Below are 22,296 nucleotides of genomic sequence, written 5' to 3' on the forward strand. Positions count from 1 at the left end.
ACGCCAGGTGCTCCGCTTCAGACTGCCGGAGCAATCTTGTCCCTGCTCGGCTGCACAGCTATCTTCACAATGTCGACCGCTGCTCCCCGCATGGTTTTCCTGTACCAGTGCGGAATCGTGGCACCAAACAGCGCGCCGATCGATGCGCTGAGCAGGCACGGAATCAACAGCAAGTGCTGCTGTACCGTAGGCTGGTGCGACGTAGGCTGATTCAACCAGGACATGACGAGAAAGCCCGAAAGTCCCATGAGAGCAGCCAGCCCGGCGCTCTCCGCCCATCTGAGCCACCACGGTTCGTGATCCGCTTCGATCGCATCGTCGCACGCGAAGGCCAATGCGATCGAAAGCACAGTGGGTAGCAGCAGCCATTTGGCTTGAGCCGTGAACGGCAGGGTCGGATGAACCTCATCCAATGGAAAATGTGTTCTGATCAGATAGAAGCCGAATGATATCGGCAGGGTTATCGTCAGGGTACATGCACCGGAGATCAGATAGGAAAGAATGGGCCTTTCCTTCGCGGAGCGATAGTCTGCAAAGTTCCAGAGCTGCTTCGGCGCAAGTGCGCACACTGCCGCGATCGACTGATTGATGGCCACGAGCATTCCAATGGCCAGGGCCTTGCCAAGATCGCCTACGGCCAATGAAACAGTCACTATGACGAACAGCACGACAACGCCCGCGAAATCAAAGCTCAGCAGGTTGAGCGGCAGGCGGATCAGCGACGGCCGCTGAATGGAAAAGCCAATCTCTGCAAAGTGGTGCGCGACTTCGCCGTCGCTATTGCAACTGTACAGAAGCACTCTGGCAAGCATCAACCGGATGTCCTCGTAGGCGTCGAGCGCATACGACCGAAACTGGTCAACCGGATCTGTCGCGGGCTCGAGCTGGCGCTGAGCGAGCTGAGTTGTGAGAGTGAAGAACGCCACTGATTGAGCGAAGAAGCTGCTCATTTTTTTCTCGAAAGCGGCTTTCTCCTCGGGAAAGTCCGCGGAATATCCGGTCCAGCCAGGCAGATTGCTCAAGGCAACATAGAGCGCGAGACATCGCGTGAACCGAAAGCGCACGCTGTCCAGGGTGAAGTCGGGCTGGAGTTGCGCGGCCAGGGAGTCTGGCAGAAGCGTGCTGTTGGCGATGTAGAATTTGGTATCCGAAACCAGCCTGTCCGAGATCGTAAGCTGCGTCATGTTGATCCGTTGCGCCCAGCGAACAGCCCCAAGCGGGATCGCGCCCATTCGATGAAAGAACCGCAGCATGGCACCGTCGATGTCGCGCAGAATGGGAACCGATGGCAGCAAAGTCGTCAGGATAAGGGCGGCCACCAGTGGCGCATCAAGACTCTTCAGTTCTTCCGGAATGGGACCTGGCGCGTACAGAATGTTCAGCAACGCCGGTTTGTGAGCAAGCACCCAGCTCAAGAACATCAGAAGCCCGATGCAGGACACGACATAGGTCACGTAGCTGCTGTAATATTGGACGCGGGTTGTCTCCGACCTGAGCGTTCGAGGCGTGGCAAAACGATTTCCGGCATAAAACGCCGTTAGCACGCCGGCCACGAGATGCGCGGCATCGAGGTGAATTGCTGTAAAGAACTGATCTAACATGTCATGCCTCCAGGAGCGCAAGACATTGCAGGCGGCCGGATTTATTCGCGGAGCCGAACCGCTCACCACATTGCCATAAGCGTCTGCCGACGGCTGTGAACCAGCTCACAAAACGCGGCGCATGCTCCGGGCAGGCTTCTGCGCGAGGCGGGTCGGGGCCCCTTCGGGCCCCGACCGGATCTCCGTCAGAACTTGAAGTTCGCGAACGCCCGGACACCGATCCCCGGCATCAACACCTCGTCCTTGGTGTAGGACACCGAGTTGCGGATGTTCTCGTTGAGGAGATTGTTGCCGACGATGCCGGCCATCATCTCGCGCGCACCGAACCAGTTGCGGTCGAGCTTGGTCTTGTAGCTGACTTCGGCCTTCAGCAAATTGTAGCCCGCCGTCGGCGTCTCCGCGATCAATGCGACGTTGTTCTGCGCGAAGGCGTGCAGCAAATTGACCCGCATCAGCCAGTTGTCGTCGCGCCAGAACACGCCACCGCCCATTCGCAAGGGCGGAATGCGCGGCACGTTGGTGCCGTCGGAGAAGGTGGCGCGGACCACGTCGAGCTGGTTCTCGATGCCCCAGATGCCGCCCTGAAACGCACCGACATCGAGCTGCGACTGGAATTCACCGCCGCGGAAATTGGCGTTGCGCTGCGAGTAGACGGCCTGGTTCAGCTCCGCGCCCGGCGCACCGCAGGACGCAAAGTCGTCGTCGCAGGACACGCCGGTGAGGCGGCGATAGATGAAATTGTCGAAATGCGTGTAGTAGACGGTCGCCTCGAAGCGGAACGGCCCCGTCGCCTTGCGCACGCCGAGCTCGACCGACTTCGCGGTCTCGATGGTGAGGTTCGGGTTGCCGATGTCGAACGTAGCAGTCGCGTCATGACCGCCGCGGGAAAACAGCTCGGCCGCCTTCGGCGCGCGCTCGACATATTGCGCGGTGATGCTGCCGACCATGCCGCCCGGCAAGTCCTGCAACAGGCCGATGCTGCCGCTCTTCGGCGTGAAGGACGGGTTGCGCGAGATTCCCGCCTGCGGCGTGCCGTCAGGCAAATAATCCGCCGGGAAGTCCGGCGTCGTGCCGTGCAGTTCGACATGCTCGATGCGGCCCGCGATCTGCGCCCGCGTCGCCTCCGTGAACTTGAACTCGTTGAAGGCGTAGCCGGCAACGCGGGTGCTGTTGTTCGGGTCCCACAGGCCGTTGAACAGCGTGCCGGGATTGTCCGGGCTCGGCGCGCTGAGCTCCTGATGGCCGACCTGGAAGCCCAGCGCCGTCGTCACCTCGGCGAAGCGCGCGTTGAACGGCATCAACTGCACCTCGGTGCGGATCTCCTGCTCCTTGTTGGTGAAGGTCTGCCGGATGCCGTCGCTGTTGAGATCGGCGGGATCGGCAAGGCCGATCTCGTTGTGCCGGTAGTCGGTTGCGCCGGCCCAGAAGCGGACGGCGTCGATCGCGGTGGCGTCGGGGTGGTACTCGCCCTTGACGTTGATCTTGGTCTGGTGGCCGTCGATCCGCGTCTGGTGGTCGGCGCCGTCGATGCCGGGGATGTGGTAGAGCGAGTCGTTCTGCGTGATCGACGCGCCGATATAGCCGCCCTGGAAGAAGTAGGAGCCGCCGATAGAGGCGCCGTCCGAACGCGTCGCCGAGTTCGGCTGGCGACCGTTCACGGGCCGCGACTGGTCGTTCAGATAGGGGTAGCTCGGGATGCTGTAGTCGGATGTGGTGCGGCCATAGGCGTCGGCATGGAAGGCAAAATTGCCGCCGCCGGTGTCGAGCAGCACGCCGCTCTCGACGCCACGATCGACCGAGCTGAACGCGGTGCGTGTCTCGGCCGTGACGCAAGGCGACGTCGCGGCCGTTGCGAGCGGGGCCTTGGTCGGCAGGCCGTAAGGCTGGAACGACGGAGCGCAAGCAGGCAGCGCATCCGGAATCCGGTTGTTGGTGGCGCTGACGACGCCGCCGATCGAGGTCGAGCCGTAGCGCAAGGCGGCCGGCCCGCGCACCACCTCGATCTGGTTGGTCGCGAGCGGATCGATCGGGACGAAATGATCCTCGCCGAGATCGGAGGCGCCGTTCGAGTTGGTGCCGTTCTCGACGATGCCGACGCGGTTGACATCGAGGCCGCGGATGATGGGCCGGCTGGAGGCGCCGGGCGCGAAGCTCGATCCGGTGATGCCGGGTTTCGAGAACAGGACATCGCCGAGTTGGCCGCCGCCCTCGCGGCGGATCTCCTCGTTCGGCACGACGGTGACGGTGGCGAACTGGTTGGTCACAACAGGCAGTACGCCCTGCTGAGGTGCGGCCGGTGCCGCCGGCGCGGCTTCAGCCGTGCGTTCGCGGCTGCGCGCGGGCGCGGTGCGGGCTGCGCGGACTGGTTTGCGCGTCGGCACGATCGCTGCTCTGCGCACGATCGGGCTGGGCGCCGTAACCGTGACGGACGGAAGCTCGGTGGTCGCCGACTGGGCCAGCGCCGGGGTGGCGGCGGCGCCGAGCAGGAGCAGGCTTGCTCCCCCCAGGCGCTGCGCGCGTCGCAATTCAAATGACATGGTCCTGATTCCAGTCAGGCGCCGTCCGGACGATTCTTTGCTGATCGGAGGCGGCCTGCCGTCGCGGCGCGACGGAATTCGACTTCAACTGCTCCCGGGCCTTCGCCGACGTGCGGCCAGCCCGGGCGTGATCAAGCGATGGAGGTCAGGACGCAGGAGGGGCGCGGGGCTGGAACGCCGTGCCGGCCGATTTCAGATGGATGAATTCGGCATCGGTGGTGCGATGGAGCAGGTCGATCGCCTGCGGCAGCAGCAACAGAGGCGGCGCCGCTGATATGACGGTGCCCGCCATCGCGACGACGGCGCAGATCGCGCAATTGTCCTCGCCCGGCTGCTCCCGGTCGGAGCCGGCGGGCGACTGTTTCTGGACCGCGGCGCGGTCGATCGGGGCGATGCCCTTGCTGCCGTCCGTCTGCTGCAGCGCGGACTGGGCGAGCGGCGCGGCCTGGGCGAACCAATGGCTATGGCCGAACGTCAGCGCGAACTGCACCAGCATCGCGAAGAGCGCGAGCCGGGCGCCGTGCCTGATATTCGACCGGAACCACTTCATCTGGAAAAGCCATACCCCACATCGCGAGACATCAATCCCCTGATGTCGCGACGTTATAATGTAACATCGCGCGGTTGGTGAGTGGATGTCAACGGTGGGAAGACCTGCGGCAGCAGGCCGCCGGTCCGATGTGTCGTTCGGGCAACTAGAGCGGTGGGCAAGACGTCGAATGGCGTGGCGGGGAGCTCGCCTGCAGCCATCCTTCGAGACGCCCGCCTGCGGCGGGCCCTCAGGATGAGGTCGGAGTGTGAGGCAGCGACGTCAACAAGCCGAGCTGCCCGCTCAGCCTCATCCTGAGGAGACCGCGAAGCGGTCGTCTCGAAGGACGAGGCGCTTGCTCAGGCCCCGCCGCCAAGAGAGCCCATCACGGTTCAGCAGATCACCGCCCCTCGCGCACCCACGTCGCCGCAAACGCGCCGAGCAGCAGCAGCAGGCCGATCAGGCCGGCGAAGATCGGCAGCACGCCGACGCCCTTCACCACGCTGGCGTCGCGCATCCGCACGCCCATCCAGCCGTCGCCGGCGAACACGCTGGTCGAGCGCACCGGCACGATGCGCGGCAGCTCGACGTTTGTGCCGTCGACGACGCGCACGGCATTGCCGCCGGTCGCCTGGGTCAGCGGCTTCAACGTGTCGGTGGTGGAGGTGACTTCCGAAAACTCCTTCGGATTGGTCGGGCCGACATTGATCAGCGCCTTCAGCGTGCCGTCGGTGGCCTGCCACAGGCCGAGTTCGCTCGCCGGCAACTTGGCGCGCCACTCGCCGGGATCGCCGGGACTGAGCGTCAGGTCCTGCGACACGCCGGACGGCGAGGTCACGCTTACCGGCTGGACGCTGTCCGCCATGGTCTGGCGCACCACCACGAGGTCCTTGCCCTGCACTTGCAGGCGCAGCGCTTCTTCATCCAGATCAGGCTGCTTCATCAGCCAGTGCGACATCCGCCGCAGCAGGTCGAGATGCGGGCCGCCGCCTTCATAGCCGCGCGCCCACAGCCAGATGTGGTCGGACAGCAGCAGCGCGACGCGGCCCTCGCCGAAGCGCGACAGGAACAGCAGCGGCTTGCCGTCGACGCCGGTCATGACAGGCGGGTTGACGGCGTTGCGGGTGTCGACGGTGCGGAAGAAGCGGCTCCAGCGCGGCGGCTCGCTTGCCGAGCCTTCGAGGCCGCGCGTGACCGGATGGCGTTTGCCGACGTCCGACAAATGCGCATAGAACGGCTTCTCGGTTACGCCGACGGGTTCGGCCGGCAGCACCGAATCCAGCGGCGTGCGCCAGATGCTGGTGTTGGAGGCGTAGTCGGGACCGGCCGAGACCAGCACCGCGCCGCCGCCGCGCACATAGCGCGCGATGTTGTCGAAATAGGCGATCGGCAGCACGCCCTGGCGGGCGTAGCGGTCGAAGATGATCAGCTGGAATTCGTTGATCTTCTGCTGGAACAGCTCGCGGGTCGGAAACGCGATCAGCGACAATTCGTTGATCGGCGTGCCGTCCTGCTTCTCCGGCGGCCGCAGAATGGTGAAGTGCACGAGGTCGACGCTGGCGTCGGACTTCAGGAGGTTGCGCCAGGTGCGCTCGCCCGAATGCGGCTCGCCCGAGACCAGCAGCACGCGCAGCTTGTCGCGCACGCCGTCGATGGCGACGACGGCGCGGTTGTTCACCGGCGTCAGCTCGCGCTCGAGCGGCGAAGCCTCGATCTCGACGATGTTCGGGCCGGCATGCTTGATGTCGACGTCGACGCTCGCGCTCTGGCCGCTCGACAGCGTGCGCTCGCTCAGGACCTCGCCGTCCCGGCGGATCGTGACCTTGGCGCGCTCGCCGGTAACGCCCTGGTCGTCGAGGCGGTAGCTGATGGTCTGGTTCTGCCCGACGATGCCGAAGCGCGGCGCCGCCGTGATCGCGATGCGGCGGTCGCGCTCGTCCTTCTGCCCGGTGATCAGCGCGTGCACCGGCGCCTGGAAACCGAGCCCGGCGGAATTGGCGGGAATGTCGTGGACGCGGCCGTCGGTGATCATGAACGCGCCCGCGACGCGATCGACCGGGACGTCCGACAGCGCCGAGGCAAGCGCGCCGAACAGCTTGGTGCCGTCGGTTTCGCCGTCGGCCTGTCCGGCGTCGACGACGCGGACCTCGAGGCCCTTGATCTTCTTCAGGCTGTCGACCAGCGCTTCCTGCGCCTGCGCGGCCTCGCGGTTGCGGTTGCCGAAATTCTGGCTCGGGCTCTTGTCGACGACGATGGCGGCGACCGAGGTGAGAGGATCGCGGTCCTCGCGCGTGAAGGAGGGATTGGCGAGCGCCAGCAGGAACAGCGCCAGCGCGGCGACCCGCACGGCAGCACCCCGCGCGCGCGAAACCAGCAGCACGATCGCGATGACGACGATCGCCGCCAGCGCGAGCCAGAGGACGATCGAAGGAACGAGCGGCGTGAAGGCGATGCCGTAATTCATCTCTATCCTATTGCCCCAACCGTTCGATCAGGGCCGGTGCGTGCACCTGGTCGGCCTTGTAATTGCCGGTGAGCGTGTACATCACGATGTTGGCGCCGGCGCGGTAGGCGAATTCGCGCTGGCGGGCGTCGCCGCCGGACATCGGCAGCATGAACTGGCCGTCGAGCCGCTGCGCCCAGGCGCCGGCCAGATCGTTCGAGGTGATGATGATCGGCGAGACGCCGTCGCCGCCGCGGGCCGGCCGCTGCGCGCTGTCGTCGTCCTCATCGCGCGGCAAGGCTTCGACCCAGGTCTGGCCACTGCTGAAACGGCCCGGGAAGTCGCGCAGCAGATAAAATGTCTTGGTCAGCACGTGCTCGCGCGGCACCGGCTCGAGCTCGGGCACGTCGAGCGAGGACAGGATCTCGCGCAGCGTCTGCATGCCCGCCGTCTGTGCCGCGCCGTTCTCGCCGGGCGGCGCTTCGATCGCGTCGCGGGTGTCGAACAGCACGGTGCCGCCCTGCTTCATATAGGCGTCGATCTTGTTGATGGCATCCTGCGGCGGCTTGGGCGCGCCGGGCACGATCGGCCAGTAGATCAGCGGGAAGAAGGCGAGTTCGTCGCGGCCGGGATCGATGCCGACGGGATCGCCGGCCTCCAGCGCGGTGCGCTGCGCCAGGAATTGCGTCAGTCCGGACATGCCGGCCTTGACGATGGAATCGACGTCGGCATTGCCTGTCACGACATAGGCGAGGCGGGTCTGCGACACCGATTTCATCGCGAACTCGTCGGACGCGCTGTCGGCGTGTGACGGCGTGGGCGAAAGCGAGACGAGGCCCGCAAGCATCAGTCCGAGAATGATCGTGGCCGTCGCGGCGCGCCGGCGCAGCAGGGCTGCAATCCCGCCGCCGAGCACCGCGACGATGACGGCATCGATCAGGAACAGCGCAAGCGCCGTCGACAGCAGCCAGCCGCGCAGGTCCTGCGGCTCGGCATTGGTGTAGGTGGCGTGCCGGGCGCGCAGGCTCGCGGTGTTCAGCGCGGCGATGCGGTCGGAAGCGGCGAGCGTGTTCACGGCAAGCGGTCCTTCTGCCGGACCGTAGAAGCCGGGCGGGTGATCGGGCGTGGCGCGGTCGCGGTAATCCGCCGGCAGCGGCTTTGCGGTCGCCGGCGGCGGCCCGAACGCGCCGAACCCGTCGAGGATGTGCAGCGGCGCCACTGTCTCGGCGGTCGCTTCGCCCGCGACGCCGGGGCCGGGCTTGGCGGTGTAGCCGGACATGTCGACGACCCGGCGCAGCATTTCGACGAAGGTGCCGGACATCGGTAAGTCAGACCAGCGCATGTCGGCGCTGACGTGGAACAGGCTGACCATGCCCTTGCCGCGATGCTCGCCGGTGACAAGCGGCGTGCCGTCTTCCAGCGAGGCCCAGCTCCTGGTGGCGAGCACCGCATCGGGCTCGGCCAGCACCTGCCGGCTCACGGTGACGTCCTTGGGGACCGCGACGCCGGCAAACGGACCGTCGGCGGTGAAGGCGGCGAGGTGCTGCGGCTTCTCCCAGGTCAGGCTGCCGCCGAGCGTGCGGCCGCCCTTGCGTAGCTTGACCGGGACGAGATCGTCCTCGGCCTGCGCGAGGCGAGGGCCTGCAAACCGCACCAGCACGCCGCCCTGGTCGATCCAGGCGTTGAGGCGCTCGCGGATTTCAGGCGCGACGGTGCCGACATCGGCGAGGATGATCATCGGCAGCTTCTGGTCGAGGAATTGCGTGATGCCCTGCTGCGGCGAGCCCCGGTCGGCGAGCCGCACGTCGGCGAACGGCGCCAGCGCGCGGGTGAGGTAGAACGTCGGCGCCAGCAGCGGCTGCGCGGTCTCGCTGGTCGTACCGGTGACGATGCCGATGGCGCGGCGGCGCCAGCGCTTGTCGAGCAGCTGCACCGCGCCGGCGGAGCGTTCGCCCGCGATATCGAGCCGCGTGATGTCGTTGCGCAGCTCGACCGGCAGGTCGAACGCGGCCTCGGTCTCCTTGTCCTGCGGGCCGAACGAATAGCGCGCCTCGCCGATCGGCGAGGCCTTCTGGTCAAGCGCGCGCACGGTGCCGACGGCGATGCCGCTGTCGGTACGCAGCACCTTCACCGTCATCTTCGCAGCCGCGTTCTCGGCGGCGACCAGCGCCAGCGGGGAGGAGGTGCCGCCTTCGAAGATGGTCAGGTTGCGATCCCCGATGGTCTTGCCGAGGCCCTGGACGAAGTCCTCGCCGCGGCCGGTGTCGACGCCGTCCGAGAGCCAGGCGATCTCGCAGTCGCCGGTCGCTTTGAGGAAACGGTCGATGGCGGTCAGGGCTTCCACACGATCGATCGAATAGGGCTTTGGCGCGAGCTGTCGCAGCGCGACGCGCGCCGCACCCGCCGGCATCAGGGTGATGTCGCGGTTCGGCTCGGACAGCGGCACCAGCGCGATGGCGCGGCGGTCGTTGTCGGCATTGGCGATCAGCTCGTCGGCAGCCCTGATCCTGACGTCCCAGTGCGAGGCGGCGCTCCAGCCGTCGTCGAACATGATCATCAGCGGCGCCTTGCCGCCCGCGACTCCCGTCTGCGGATTCCAGATCGGGCCGGCGGCGGCAAAAATGACGAGCGCCGCAGCCAAAAGCCGCAATGCGGTCAGCCACCACGGCGTTCGCGACGGCGTCTCTTCTCTTGGTGCGATGTCGAACAGCAGGCGCGTCGGCGGAAACTCGATGCGGCGCGGCCTCGGCGGCATCACCCGCAGCAGCCACCACAGCACGGGCAGGCTGACGAGGCCGATCAGGAGCAGCGGTTCGGTGAAGGCGAGCGGCAATCCCATCATGCGGCCGGCCCCGCCTTGATCGTCGTGGTGCGGGCGCCCGATTTGCTCACCTGCATGCCGGCGTGCAGGAACAGCAGCAGCTCGGCGGCGGAGCGGTCGGTCGTATGCGTCGTGAACAGCCAGTCGAGCCTGCTCGTCTCGGCCCGGATCTGGTCGCGGTGCAGCGCGAGCCGCGCGGTGTAATCCTGCGCCCAGCTCTCGGCGCGGCCGGCGGTGATCACGCCAAAGCCTTCCGGCTCGACGAACTCGACCCGGCCCGAATAGGGGAATGTCTCTTCGGCGGGATCGACCACCTGCACCAGCGTGCCATGCGCGCCGGAGCCGGACAGGCCTGCGAGCGTGGTCCTGATCTCGGCGATCGGCGACCAGAAATCCGACAGCACGATCGTCTCGGCGAGTGCCGAGGGCACGAAGGAAGGCGGCAGGCTCAGCCGGTCGGCATCGTCATGCAGCATCGCCTGCGCCATCTTGTCGATGACGCTGCGGCTCGCGGTCGGTGCCATCAGTCCGGGAATGCCGACGCGTTCGCCGCCCGAGACCAGCAACTCGGCCAGCGCGAAGGCGACGATCAGCGTGCGCTCGAGCTTGGATTCGCGCGCGGGCTTGGAGGCGAAGGCCATCGACGGCGAGCGGTCGGGCCAGATCCAGACCGTGTGCGAGGCTTCCCATTCGAGCTCGCGGACATAGAGATGGTCGTCGCGCGCCGAGCGCCGCCAGTCGACGTTCTGCGACGGCTCGCCGGAAACGAAGCGGCGGTATTGCCAGAAGTTTTCGCCGGAGCCGGCGCGGCGGCGGCCATGCAGGCCGTGGATGACGTTGGCGGCGATGCGGCGGGCCTCGAGCACCAGGCGCGGCAAGGAGGCGGCGAGCGTGCGGCTTTCGCCATCGGCACGTCGGATCGCGATGATCTCCTTTGCCGTGTGCCCGTTCTCTGCGGCCATCAACCGATCCGTGTCTTCAACTGTTTGATCACGTCCGGAATGGTGCGGCCTTCGGCGCGCGCCTGGAACGTCAGCGCCATGCGGTGCTTCAGCACGGGCTCGGCGAGGTCGAGCACGTCGTCGATCGAGGGCGCGAGGCGTCCGTCGATCAGCGCGCGGGCGCGTACGGCGAGCATCAAGGATTGGCTGGCGCGCGGGCCGGGGCCCCAGGCGATGAACTTGCCGGTCTCGCCGCTCTCGGCGCCCGGACGGGCCGAGCGCACCAGCGACAGGATCGCCTCCACCACGGAATCGCCGACCGGCAGGCGGCGGATCAGTCGCTGCGCGGTGATCAGCGCGTCCGCCGTCATCGATCCCTTCGCCAGCGTCTCTTCGGCGCCGGTGGTCTCGAACAGGATGCGGCGCTCGGCGTCGCGATCGGGATAGTCGACGTCGATCTCCATCAGGAAGCGGTCGAGCTGGGCTTCGGGCAGCGGATAGGTGCCTTCCTGCTCCAGCGGGTTTTGCGTGGCGAGCACGTGGAACGGCTTCGGCAGATCGTGCCGCGCGCCGGCCACCGTGATGTGTTGCTCCTGCATCGCCTGGAGCAGCGCCGACTGCGTGCGCGGGCTGGCGCGGTTGATCTCGTCCGCCATCAGCAGCTGCGCGAACACGGGACCCGCAATGAAGCGGAAGGCGCGCCTGCCGGCGGTGCTCTCGTCGAGCACTTCGGCGCCGAGAATGTCCGAAGGCATCAGATCGGGCGTGAACTGGATGCGCTTGGCGTCGAGACCGAGCGTGACGCCGAGGGTCTCGACCAGCTTGGTCTTGGCGAGGCCCGGCACGCCGATCAGCAGCGCATGGCCGCCGGAGAGGATGGTGACGAGCGTGTTCTCGATCACGCGGTCCTGGCCGAAGATGACGGAGCCGATCGCCTCTTTCGCCGCGCGAATCTGGCTCGATACCTGCTCGGCCGAACGGACGATTCCGTCTTCCAGCTTCTCGACACTTTCCACCATCCGTCAGCTCCTCAAGAGTCCGCCACGCGGCTCGCTTGCGTCGTCGGGTGATCACACGTCGCGACATGAGCCCTATGCTAGACTTGCAGGAAGGCCATGTATTCGTTGAATTAACCTATCCCCACCTTATCGGCTTAAGGGTATGTAGGGCATCACGAAGTGGCGACCTCCACACCGGATGAATCCGGAGTGGAACCGTGCACCAGAGTACGACGTAAACCTGCACCAATCGTGCCAAATGACAAAGTCAGGGCAAACCATGGCGAACCAAGGGCAGAGCGCCGATCGCGGTCTTGAGGGGCTGACTGCCGCCGCCAAAAGTGCTGCCGGTGCCGAAGGCGCCAAAAAGGGCCTGCCTCCGGTGCATCTGTGGAATCCGCCGTTTTGCGGCGATCTCGACATCCGAATCGCCTCGGATGGTACTTGGTTCTACATGGGCACGCCAATCGGCCGTCACGCGCTGGTCCGCCTGTTTTCGACGATTCTGAAGCGCGAGGGCGACAAGCATTTCCTGGTCACGCCGGTGGAGAAGGTCGGCATCCGCGTCGACGATGCGCCGTTCATGGCGGTCGAGATGTTGAAGGCCGGCGAGGACAACCATCGCGTGCTGAGCTTCCGCACCAATGTCGACGACTGGGTCACCTGCGACGCCGCGCACCGGCTGCGTTTCGAGCAGGCCAGGGACGGCGGGCTGACGCCGTATTTGCATGTCCGGGCTGATCTCTGGGCCAAGGTTACCCGTGCGCTCTATTACGATCTGGTTGACATGGGTGAGGAGCGGATGGTCGATGGCCAGCCGATGTTCGGCGTCGAATCATCAGGCGAATTCTTCGCCATGGCCGATGCGGAGCAGGTGAGGGCCGCGCTTTGAACAAGCCTATCCTGAGGGACGAGCCCGTCGCGTTGGGCGCTGCGGATTTCTTCGCCCGCTCGAAGGCGACGCTCGGCTTCGACGTCCCGCCCGGCCTCTACGATCCGAACATCATTCCGGCTTCCGGCGATCCCGGCACCGACAAGATGCTGGAGATCGTCGCGCGCGAGCAGCCGGTGCGGCCCGCAGCGGTGCTGATCGCCGTGGTCGACCGTCCCGAGCCGACCATCCTCTTGACGCAGCGCTCCGCGCATCTCAACGACCACGCCGGCCAGATCGCTTTCCCCGGCGGCAAGATCGACGCAACCGATTCCTCGCCGCTCGATGCGGCGCTGCGCGAGGCCGAGGAGGAGGTCGGGCTGTCGCGAGACTTCGTCGAGCCGATCGGCTATCTCGATCTCTACGGCACCGCCTTCGGCTTCCGCATCCTGCCGACGGTTGCCAAGGTGCGGCCCGGCTTTCAGCTCACCATCAACCATTCCGAGGTTGATGATGCCTTCGAGGTGCCGCTATCCTTCCTGATGAACCCGGTGAACCACCAGGTGCACAGCAAGGAATTCCGCGGCATGGAGCGCTTTTATTACGCGATGCCGTTCGCGGAACGCTACATCTGGGGAGCGACGGCTGGAATGCTGCGTGTGCTGTATGAGCGGATCTATTCATCATGATCCGGACGGTTCTGACCGAGATCGGAATCTTCCTCATCCCGTTTGCCGTCTATGCGCTGTTCCTGGCCGCGACCCGGTCCGGCCTGTTCGCGCGATCGTCCTGGCCTGTCACGGTCGTCGCGCGCCTTGCGCTGGTTGCGATCGTGCTCGTCATCGCGGGGCTGATCGGGCTGGCGCATTTCTCCGGTGCATCACCGGATTCGACCTACGTTCCCGCCCATATCGAGAACGGCAGGCTCGTGCCGGGCGTGGAAAGATAGGGCAAGACAAATAGGGACAATACGATGAGCGCGGAGCCGTACCTCGCCGATGCGCCCTGGCTGACCGCAGGCGGGACCGCGCGCGTTCTCGAACTGCTCAACGCCAATGGCGAAGAGGCACGCGTGGTCGGCGGCGCCGTCCGCAACGCGCTGCTCGGTCTTTTGCCCGGCGATATCGACATCGCCACCACCGCGCTGCCCGACGAGGTGGTGCGGCGCGCCAGGGCAGCCGGCATCAAGAGCGTGCCGACCGGCATCGACCACGGCACCATCACGCTGGTGATCGACAGCCAGCCATATGAAGTCACTACGCTGCGCGAGGACACTGAAACCTTCGGCCGCAAGGCCAAGGTCGTGTTCGGCCGCGACTGGGTCAAGGACGCCGAACGGCGTGACTTCACCATGAACGGCCTGTCGGTCGATGCGAACGGTGTCGTCTACGACTATGTCGGCGGCATTGCGGACGCCGCCGTGCGGCGCGTGCGCTTCATCGGGGATCCCGACCAGCGCATCGCCGAGGATTACTTACGCATCCTGCGTTTCTTCCGCATCCACGCCGCCTTCGGGGCCGGCGAGCCCGACCGCGACGGTTATCTCGCCTGCATCCGGGGACGTGCGGGCCTGGCCAGCCTGTCGGCCGAGCGGGTGCGCATGGAGACGCTGAAGCTGCTGCTCGCGCACGGTGCATCCGCCGCCGCAGTCGCGATGGCGGATGGCGGGTTGCTGCAGGCGCTGAGCGGGGGCGTCGTCTATACTGGACCGCTGTCGGCGATGATCGCGATCGAGCGCGAGCTCGGTCTGCCGGCAAGCAGCACGCGGCGGCTTGCCGCGCTGACGGTCGCCGTGACCGAAGATGCGAGGCGCGTCGCGACGCGTTTGCGGCTCTCCAACGCGGAGGCCAAGGCGCTGGATTCGATGGGGCATCGCTGGTGGCGGTTTGCGGCCAAGGACGAGGCCAATGCGCGACGGCTGCTCTACCGGCTTGGCCCCGAACGCTATCACGATCGCGTGTTGCTCGGCTGGGCGCGCGCGGCGAGCGACGTGCATTCGTCGTACTGGCGCGCGCTCGCCGAGTTGCCGCAGCGCTGGACCGCGCCGAAATTTCCGCTGAAAGCCGCCGACTTCATCGCGCGCGGAATGGCGGAAGGACCTGCACTTGGACACGTGTTGACACTCGCCGAGGACGCTTGGCTTGCGGCGGATTTTCCCCTAGAGGAAGCCGCACTCGCTGCCATCGCCGATCAAGCTGCGGCCCGCATCAGCCGCGACGGGAGAACGTGACCATCGTTTCAGGCTTCGCCGACATCTCGATCTTCCAGCTCCTGCTGGTGGCAACGATGGCGTTGTTTGCTTCGATCATCGGTGGTCTCGCCGGCTACGGCACCGGCGCCCTGATGCCGCTGGTGCTGGTGCCTCTGGTCGGCGCCGAGCCCGTGGTGCCGATCATCGCGATCTCGGCGATGTTCACCAATTGCAGCCGCGTCATCGCTTATCTGCGTCATGTCGACCGCCGCCGTGCGCTGATCGTGCTGGCCTGCGCAGGCTTGACGACCGTGCTCGGCGCCTACGGCTACACGCGCCTCACCAATGCCGGCGCCGCGCTCGTGATCGGCTCCATGCTGATCCTGAGCGTGCCGCTGCGCCGCGTGCTTCGCCGCCGCGAGGTCAGGATCGGCGACTCTGGTCTCGCTGCCGGCTCGGTCGGCTACGGCGTGCTGGTCGGCGGCACCTCCGGCTCGGGCGTGATCCTGCTGTCGCTGCTGATGGCCGCGGGCCTCGAAGGTGCCGCCGTGATCGCGACCGACGCGATGATCTCGCTCGGCACCGGCCTGATCAAGATCTCCGTGTTCGGCCTTGCCGGCGCGGTGAATGCGCAAGTGCTCGCCTTCGCGCTGCTGATTGGCGCGATCGCGATCCCCGGCGCGTTCCTGGCAAAGGCTTTCGTCGAGCGGATGCCGGTGCACATCCACACTGCGATCCTCGACGCCGCGGTGATCACCGGCGGGCTGGTGATGATCTCGGCGGCGGGGAGGCAGCTGCTCACTTAGGACGTGGGCAGAGGCAAGCGCGTCTATGATGCGGCTCCAGACCACCGCTTGCCGCCAGCGGACGAACCGGTTGTAGCAAGTGGTGTATGGACCAAACGCCTTCGGCAGATCACGCCAGGGTGCTCCGGATCGCACGACCCAGAAGATGCCATTGAGGACACGACGGTCGTTCACCCGAGGAACGTCACGCGGCTTGTTCGGAAGCATCGGCTTGATGACAACCCATTCATAATCGGTGAGTTCGTAGCGCATGATTCGAGCCCCGAGTTCGAACGTTTGAGTCACAGGGGTCGAGCGCAACGCGCTACGGGCAGAAGCGGACATCAACCTGCTCCCGTTGAGTCGCCCCGAAGCGGACCTATGAAGGCTGTCGAGTGTTCGTTGAACCGCCTGCAGGCGTTTTCTTTGCGATCCGCGGCCGATAAGGGTTTGAACCACTTCTCAGAAGCGAGCTCTTATGAAGACAGATGCGATCTTAGAGACCGCGCGCTTTGGTCCTGTTCCTGTCGCTTTCCAGATGTATCTGAGGTTGCCAAATCGCGATCGCGCCACGAAGCCCTAACGGCGTAGCAACACAGAAGCGCTACCGAGGAGTGTCATTGTTGAAATTCGCCAGAATCGCGGCTCTCATGTCATTGATTGCGAGTACAAATTCGCTCCTGATTTCGTCGGAAGCGTTGGCCCAGTCACGGCCAGACGATGAGATGTTCGATCCAGCTAAAGTCATCAGCGGAATGCAGATTTCGCCCGCAGCCTGCAAAGAGATGGAGGCGCGTGAAACGGCGGTCTGGGTCAGCGTCGGGAGCAACGGATATTGCCTGAGATACTACGCAGCAGGATTGAAGGCAGACGGACAAAATCCACTGGCCGTCATCTGGATGCCGGGTGATGTGATGGGTGGGCCTAACGGCGTACGCCACCAAGCAGGGCTTGGCGTTGCGGCGATGATCGAACAATCGCAAGCGCAGTTCGGACGGTACGGTGTGCCGTTCATCTTCCTGGCTAGGCCCGGCACCTACGGAAGTGCAGGAAAACATTTCGACGTCAGGCACACGCCACTGGAAGCGAAGCTGATGATCGCTGCAATCGATACGTTGAAGTCGCGTTATCGCATTAGCCGCTGGGTGCTGGGAGGGCACAGTGGAGGCGGGACTCTTGCGGCAGAGTTCCTCGCTCAGCGCAATGACCTTCAGTGCGTCATTCTTTCTTCACCGGCTGCGGCGTATCGCGCGCGATTGAGGGCAAGGGGATGGGTCAGCCGTTTGAAGACCGAAGTCTTTTTTGATCCTTACGATTCCTTGAACGAAATACCGGATCAACCTGCACGAAGGATATTCCTGATCTCTGATCCGCGTGACTCCAACATCCCGTTTTCAACGCAGGAATTGTATTTCAATGGGCTGAAATCGCATGGACATTCTGCTTGGCTTGTCCCACTCACGAAGGCACGAGGCCCGACGTATCATAGCCTGGTTGATTTTGGCCAAGCGGCGGAAGGGATGTGTGCAAATGGGGTGGCGACCGACGTCATGCTGCAAACGTTGCGTGCGATGCCAATGCAATCAGATCGCATATCAAATTAACCTGATGCTGCGGCCCAAAGCGTTGCCGGTATTCAAAGTTGCTTCCTGAACCATCCCAGCGTCTGAGCCGAAAGCTGGTCCAACGTTTTGCTGCCCTCGAACACTCCGTTGCCGTAGTAAAACAGAGGACGCATCATGCTCTCGACACTGGACACGCAATCACGCTGGAGGATAAACAGGTCGCACGGGAGTGGTTTGCCAAGACAGTGCGGACATAGGAGTGATCTGCCGGACTTGGCGTAAGCGCGTCGCGACGCGCAACGGCTCAGACGCATTTGCGGTTGTCAATGGCCGGGGTACTCACCGGATGGGTACTTTACTTCCGCTTTCGGAGGCATAGCTGACAAGGCCGGACCTGCTGCTGGCTCGACCCGGTCGCGAATTTCGCTACGCTGCGGAATTTATTCGCTATCGGGCAGAGCTGACTGTGGCGAGCCGTCCGCACGGCGAATTTATGGGTTCTCGGCTTAGGCGGCCACGACCCAATTGGTATAGCGGCTTGCACGGATCGAGCCTCCGGCCCATAGACGTCGGCTTCAGGGCGCATGTCGAAGATGCGCGGCGTCAGCGAGGCCGGCCCAAGGCGGCACGTGCCTTCATGGGCCGAACAAACTGCCCAGAAACCGCTCCTTTTCGCCGGGCGCGTAACCCTGAGAAGCGCCAAAATACGGTTCATTGTCGCCAGGGTAGGGTGCGGCCCCGGCGTGTGCCGGCGGCCGAGATGGCGCGTAGGCAAAACTTGAAGCGGGACCTGATGCGAACATGCCCTGATCGGAATGAACAATGGCATGCCGCCGGTGTGCGTGATGCACCTGCGCCGCGTTCGCAACGCCGCCCAGGGCGATCAAAAGGCTCAAGGCCAAGACAGAACGCATCGTTTTTTCTCCAAATGCCCCCGCCCGCTTAGGTAGCGCTCCGCCGCGGCGTCCCAACACACGGCGGCCTCACGATTGGTCACATCCCTGGCATCTCGGAACGGGGCGCCCCGGCTGCGGCGAGGCAGCTGATCGCTCAGATGCGGATCGAAGCTCGGCAGGACGTGTCGCCCCGCTGGGCCGTCATCGGCGGTTCAAGACCTAATGCAGTCTTAGGACGGTTCGCATTGAAGATGCCGAGCATTCCGGAATGGCGATGGCGCCCGATGGCCGCACTCGTCATTGCCCCGCGTCCAAGCTTTGAGTTAATCTGAAAGTAACCGGTAAACCGCCGCGCAAATTAGGCAAGAGGGGAGCAGAGCAAGTGGCCCGGGGAGCGCTTCGACGAAAGCTGGCTGCTATCGTCGCGGCTGACATCGCAGGTTATTCCCGGCTGGTTAGTCACAATGAGACGGCCACCCTTCAAACACTTTCTGCGTATCGTCAAATTGTGGATGGACTAATTGCTGAATACGGTGGTCGAATAGCAAATACGGCCGGCGACAGTGTTTTAGCTGAGTTTCCCAGTGCAATGGATGCCGTTGAATGCTGTGTGGCCATTCAACTTCGGCTTGTTGAAGCTGAGGGCGATCGGCCGGAAGACTTGGCGCTTCGGTTTCGGATCGGCATTCATTTGGGCGATGTCGTTGTTCAGGGCAATGACCTCCTCGGCGACGGAGTTAACGTCGCAGCGCGATTGGAGAGCATAGCTGATCCTGGTGGCATTTGCATATCTGGCGCCGTTTTCGATCAAGTCGATGGCAAGTTGGAATACCCTATCGAACCTCTTGGGCTTCAGAGCTTGAAGAACATCGCGCGCCCGATCGAAGTTTACACAGTAAGGATACGGAACCAGTCGCGCTCTCCGGAGGCAGCGAATCCCTCTTCGACAAAATTCCAGCAAGAAATTCGATATTGCCGATCCTCGGATGGTGTTCGCCTGGCCTATTCCACCGTTGGGAATGGCCCATTCTTGTTGAAGTCAGCCAATTGGATTAATCACCTGGAGCTCGACTGGGAGCTGCCTCTGTATCGTCACCTATTTGTAGGATTGGCAAAGCGACATAAGCTCATCCGCTATGACGCACGTGGCAACGGACTGTCTGATTGGGATCAAAGCGAGCTATCGTTAGATGCCTGGATAAACGATATGGAGGCCGTCGTAGATGCGGTTGGCCTCGACCGCTTTCCAATATTCGGGTTTTCTCAGGGTTGCGCAGTGTCAGTCGCGTATGCAGTCCGTCATCCTGAGAAGGTATCCAAGCTCATTCTATTCGGTGGATTTGTAACAGGCCGATTCAAAAGGCCTTCTACCACCGCAGGAGACTTGGAACGATACAAAGCTACGGCCACTCTTATCAGACTGGGATGGAGCTCTGAAGATCCTACTTTTCGGCAGATGCTGGCCTCGCAGCTGATACCAGGCGCTACCAAAGAGCAGGCGCTCGCTTTCAACGAAATGCAACGACGGAGCTTATCGGCGGAAAGTGCCGCTCGATACTACGAGACGGTGAGCAATTTTGACGTGCGTAATCTGCTCCCGCAGGTAAGTGTTCCGACGCTGGTCCTGCATTTTCGGGACGATGCAATGGTGCCGATTGAAGAAGGCCGCCTGATGGCGGCAGGCATACAAGGTGCGAAATTTGTTTCGCTACCGGGCAAGAACCATCTACCCTTGGAAAACGACCCTGGTATGCCGCAGTTCTTTGAGGAGCTCGAATCATTCCTTAGGACAGAGTGACCGGGCTTCGACCGCTATTGGCCCACAGCCGAAGGTCCCAGTGGTAATCGGCCTGTCCGTTGCTGGGGTGAAGAGCGGACGCCGCAAAGATCGGTCATCATGGGCAGTTCATGACTCATAGCGAACAATAGCGCCCTTCTGTGTGATGTCTGCACCCAGCGGCATGGGGAGTCGATCTCACGCGGCTTGCAGTATCAACTCGCTCACGCGGTCTGGTGCATCGAGCATGGCCATGTGCCCAACGTCGGGCAGTTCGAATGTCGCCCAGGACTTGTCGCTCTTGCAGTCTGCCAGTGCCTTATCGAAGGGCGGCTGTGGAAATTTCGGGAGCCGGATGTATGTCTTCTTCGCCACCCTTTGGAGTGCTCCGGAAACCTTGATCTGCTGGAGATAGGTGCCGACTGGATGCGGGGTCACTTTAGACTCAGCGAATGCCCGATCGCGTTCGGCAACAACTGCGGCCGGGTACCTCGCCGATCCACGAACACCCGCCTCGCCCTTGTCAACGGCCACTTGTATGCCTTTGCGCACCACCTCGAGCGCGATGTCCGCTACCCTTTGTCCGTCGTCCGGAATGTACGCATCAAGCCATACAATCGATGAGACGCGATCGCCGATGCTTTCGAGTGCGCCCGAGCCTACAAAGCCTGCATAGGACCACGCCACTAGGCAAACGTTATCGAGACTTTCCCATTTGATCAGGTTGACGATGTCGGCGATGTGGGTGTCCAGATTGACGTCCTTGCTCAGCAAATGCGAGCGATCGGCCAAACCCGTGAGTGACGGAGCGAACACGTTGTGGCCGCCCTGTTCGAGCCGGTCAGTGACCCGGCGCCAAATCCAGCCGCCGCAAAAGGCCCCGCTGACGAGGACGAAGGTCTTCCGCGCCGATTGCGCGCGGGCGACACCGGGCGTGCCGGAGGCCGCTGCTGCCACGAGACCGCCGGCTGCAGCACTGCGAAGCATGCGGCGGCGAGTAATTCCACTATTCGCCATGACAAAATTCCTGTTGTTCAAGGAGGATCTGACCATCAGCGGATCGCGATCCGGAGGATATCCGGGTATCGGCTCGCAGCCAAGGTGCGCATGTGGCCCTTCTGCGACATCCAGCGATGTCCGCCATTGCACCGCCGTTGGCAGGGAAGCGGACATCGAACTACGGTGACAGTGCACTGTCACCGTAACCGCGCCCGAGTTGCCATTTTTTCGCATCAACTCTCGTGACCGGGGGGCGGATGTCCTCGGTGGGACCACAGTATCAAGGGCTTGCATTGAGCGACCGCGTCTGGCTGGCTCTTGGTCTCGAACAGCCAGATCGGAACTTGCCATGATCCATTTCGACACCTTGCTGACCTACATTGCGGTGGTTCTCGGTCTCTTCCTCATTCCGGGTCCCGCCGTCCTCCTGGTGCTCGCGCGGTCCTCCGCAGGCGGGCATCGTGTCGGAATAGCCACCGGTCTGGGAATCGCCGCTGGTGACATGCTTCACACCGCGATGGCCACGTTCGGATTGTCGGCGGTGCTGATGACGTCGGCTCTCGCCTTCAGCTTGGTGAAGTATGCCGGTGCTGCCTACCTCATCTATCTCGGCATCCGCGCGTTGATCGAACGAGGCGAGGATCTTCGGTTGGCGAAGTCGCGTTTGATCGACGCGCCGCTTGCCTTCCGGCAGGCCGTGCTGGCCGAAGTGCTCAATCCGAAGACGGCGCTCTTCTTCCTGGCCTTTCTGCCGCAATTCGTGCATCCCGAGCGGGGCTCCGTCGTTGCCCAGCTTGCGGTTCTCGGCCTTGTCTTCGTGATCATGAGCGCGATCTATACCGCGCTGATCGCTCTTGCCGCCGGGCAAGTTGCCGGCTGGCTCACCCGTCATCGCAGCATCGGCCGCTGGCAGGGCCGCGTCATCGGGGTGATTTACCTCGGTCTCGGCGTCCGCATGGCTATGCAGCAAAGATAGGCCCGATCGATCGCGCGCGAAGGCGACATACCGAAGGTGCGCCGCGCGACATCCTGCGCTTCACGGCAGAAGAGTCGTGAGCTCATAGACGGCGACAGCCGCTCCGAGACAGCGCCGCCAGGGATTGACGCCGCGGACGATCTCGTCGGCGGCCCAGATCAGAAGTCCGCCCTTGACGACAACCGCAAGGGCGACGCTGACTTGATCTGACGAGGGCCAGATCCAGAGCAGAACGGCCGCCACGATGACGATCCACAGCACGAGATTGGGCCACTGCACGATCGTGATGGCGCCTGTTTCGCGATTGCGGAAAAACCAGTTCAGGATCTTGCGCACGATTCTCGTAGGGGTTTGAACCATCTGCCG

At 64.0% G+C, this 22,296-nt stretch carries 18 protein-coding genes and 1 pseudogene; 8 read left to right on the forward strand and 11 right to left on the reverse strand.

What is annotated here, in order from left to right; all coding sequences use genetic code 11:
- Positions 1-17 precede the first annotated feature (17 nt).
- From I3J27_RS08495 to I3J27_RS08525, 7 genes are all read right to left on the reverse strand, one after another.
- The gene (locus tag I3J27_RS08495; RefSeq protein ID WP_270167678.1) at positions 18-1,601 is read right to left on the reverse strand and encodes a hypothetical protein; all 1,584 of its coding nucleotides are present in this window, start codon (positions 1,599-1,601) and stop codon (positions 18-20) included.
- 185 nt (positions 1,602-1,786) lie between these two features.
- Entirely contained in the window at positions 1,787-4,138 is a 2,352-nt protein-coding gene (locus I3J27_RS08500; protein WP_270167681.1) for a TonB-dependent receptor, read from the reverse strand.
- A 145-nt stretch (positions 4,139-4,283) separates the two neighbouring features.
- Positions 4,284-4,688 carry a DUF2946 family protein gene (locus I3J27_RS08505; RefSeq protein ID WP_270167683.1) on the reverse strand — a complete coding sequence of 135 codons (405 nt, stop codon included), beginning with the start codon at positions 4,686-4,688 and terminating at the stop codon, positions 4,284-4,286.
- A 379-nt stretch (positions 4,689-5,067) separates the two neighbouring features.
- A complete protein-coding gene (locus tag I3J27_RS08510) occupies positions 5,068-7,131 on the reverse strand; it encodes a hypothetical protein (RefSeq protein ID WP_270167685.1) in 2,064 nt (687 codons plus the stop codon).
- A gap of 7 nt (positions 7,132-7,138) precedes the next feature.
- Positions 7,139-9,952: a DUF4159 domain-containing protein gene (locus I3J27_RS08515; RefSeq protein ID WP_270167687.1), complete on the reverse strand. Its 2,814-nt coding sequence runs from the start codon at positions 9,950-9,952 to the stop codon at positions 7,139-7,141.
- Positions 9,949-10,893: a DUF58 domain-containing protein gene (locus I3J27_RS08520; protein WP_270167689.1), complete on the reverse strand. Its 945-nt coding sequence runs from the start codon at positions 10,891-10,893 to the stop codon at positions 9,949-9,951. Before I3J27_RS08520 ends, I3J27_RS08515 begins: the two co-directional genes overlap by 4 nt.
- Complete coding sequence (locus I3J27_RS08525) at positions 10,893-11,891, reverse strand: AAA family ATPase (protein ID WP_270167691.1); 999 nt, start codon at positions 11,889-11,891, stop codon at positions 10,893-10,895. Before I3J27_RS08525 ends, I3J27_RS08520 begins: the two co-directional genes overlap by 1 nt.
- Positions 11,892-12,150: 259 nt before the next feature.
- Here I3J27_RS08525 and I3J27_RS08530 point away from each other — a divergent pair, with 259 nt between their 5' ends.
- The 5 genes from I3J27_RS08530 to I3J27_RS08550 are packed head-to-tail and all read left to right on the forward strand — an operon-like array spanning position 12,151 to position 15,738.
- Positions 12,151-12,762: a DUF1285 domain-containing protein gene (locus I3J27_RS08530; protein ID WP_270167693.1), complete on the forward strand. Its 612-nt coding sequence runs from the start codon at positions 12,151-12,153 to the stop codon at positions 12,760-12,762.
- The gene (locus I3J27_RS08535; protein ID WP_270167695.1) at positions 12,759-13,430 is read left to right on the forward strand and encodes a CoA pyrophosphatase; all 672 of its coding nucleotides are present in this window, start codon (positions 12,759-12,761) and stop codon (positions 13,428-13,430) included. The genes I3J27_RS08530 and I3J27_RS08535 overlap by 4 nt, the downstream gene beginning before the upstream one ends.
- Positions 13,427-13,690 (forward strand): DUF6111 family protein, encoded by a 264-nt coding sequence (locus tag I3J27_RS08540; protein ID WP_270167696.1) that lies wholly within the window; start codon positions 13,427-13,429, stop codon positions 13,688-13,690. The genes I3J27_RS08535 and I3J27_RS08540 overlap by 4 nt, the downstream gene beginning before the upstream one ends.
- 24 nt (positions 13,691-13,714) lie before the next feature.
- Positions 13,715-14,971 carry a CCA tRNA nucleotidyltransferase gene (locus I3J27_RS08545; RefSeq protein WP_270167698.1) on the forward strand — a complete coding sequence of 419 codons (1,257 nt, stop codon included), beginning with the start codon at positions 13,715-13,717 and terminating at the stop codon, positions 14,969-14,971.
- Positions 14,968-15,738: a sulfite exporter TauE/SafE family protein gene (locus I3J27_RS08550; protein WP_270167700.1), complete on the forward strand. Its 771-nt coding sequence runs from the start codon at positions 14,968-14,970 to the stop codon at positions 15,736-15,738. The genes I3J27_RS08545 and I3J27_RS08550 overlap by 4 nt, the downstream gene beginning before the upstream one ends.
- 3 nt (positions 15,739-15,741) lie before the next feature.
- Here the strand turns inward: I3J27_RS08550 and I3J27_RS08555 are convergent.
- Positions 15,742-15,990, reverse strand: a pseudogene (locus I3J27_RS08555) (transposase); the annotation flags it as partial.
- Positions 15,991-16,340: 350 nt separating this feature from the next.
- Here I3J27_RS08555 and I3J27_RS08560 point away from each other — a divergent pair.
- The gene (locus I3J27_RS08560) at positions 16,341-17,321 is read left to right on the forward strand and encodes an alpha/beta hydrolase family protein (protein ID WP_270167702.1); all 981 of its coding nucleotides are present in this window, start codon (positions 16,341-16,343) and stop codon (positions 17,319-17,321) included.
- A 596-nt stretch (positions 17,322-17,917) separates the two neighbouring features.
- Here the strand turns inward: I3J27_RS08560 and I3J27_RS08565 are convergent.
- Entirely contained in the window at positions 17,918-18,196 is a 279-nt protein-coding gene (locus I3J27_RS08565) for a hypothetical protein (protein ID WP_270167705.1), read from the reverse strand.
- A gap of 364 nt (positions 18,197-18,560) precedes the next feature.
- On the opposite strand from I3J27_RS08565, the gene I3J27_RS08570 reads away from it, so the two are divergent.
- A complete protein-coding gene (locus tag I3J27_RS08570; RefSeq protein WP_270167707.1) occupies positions 18,561-19,976 on the forward strand; it encodes an alpha/beta fold hydrolase in 1,416 nt (471 codons plus the stop codon).
- A 177-nt stretch (positions 19,977-20,153) separates the two neighbouring features.
- On the opposite strand, the gene I3J27_RS08575 is transcribed toward I3J27_RS08570, so the two are convergent.
- On the reverse strand, positions 20,154-21,008 hold the full coding sequence (locus I3J27_RS08575) for an alpha/beta fold hydrolase (protein WP_270167709.1): 855 nt from the start codon (positions 21,006-21,008) through the stop codon (positions 20,154-20,156).
- A 295-nt stretch (positions 21,009-21,303) separates the two neighbouring features.
- On the opposite strand from I3J27_RS08575, the gene I3J27_RS08580 reads away from it, so the two are divergent.
- Entirely contained in the window at positions 21,304-21,930 is a 627-nt protein-coding gene (locus I3J27_RS08580; RefSeq protein ID WP_270167711.1) for a LysE family translocator, read from the forward strand.
- Positions 21,931-21,990: 60 nt separating this feature from the next.
- Here the strand turns inward: I3J27_RS08580 and I3J27_RS08585 are convergent, their stop codons facing one another.
- The gene (locus I3J27_RS08585; RefSeq protein WP_270167713.1) at positions 21,991-22,266 is read right to left on the reverse strand and encodes a hypothetical protein; all 276 of its coding nucleotides are present in this window, start codon (positions 22,264-22,266) and stop codon (positions 21,991-21,993) included.
- Between the last annotated feature and the right edge of the window lie 30 nt (positions 22,267-22,296).

Source organism: Bradyrhizobium xenonodulans (genome assembly GCF_027594865.1).
GTDB lineage: Bacteria > Pseudomonadota > Alphaproteobacteria > Rhizobiales > Xanthobacteraceae > Bradyrhizobium > Bradyrhizobium xenonodulans.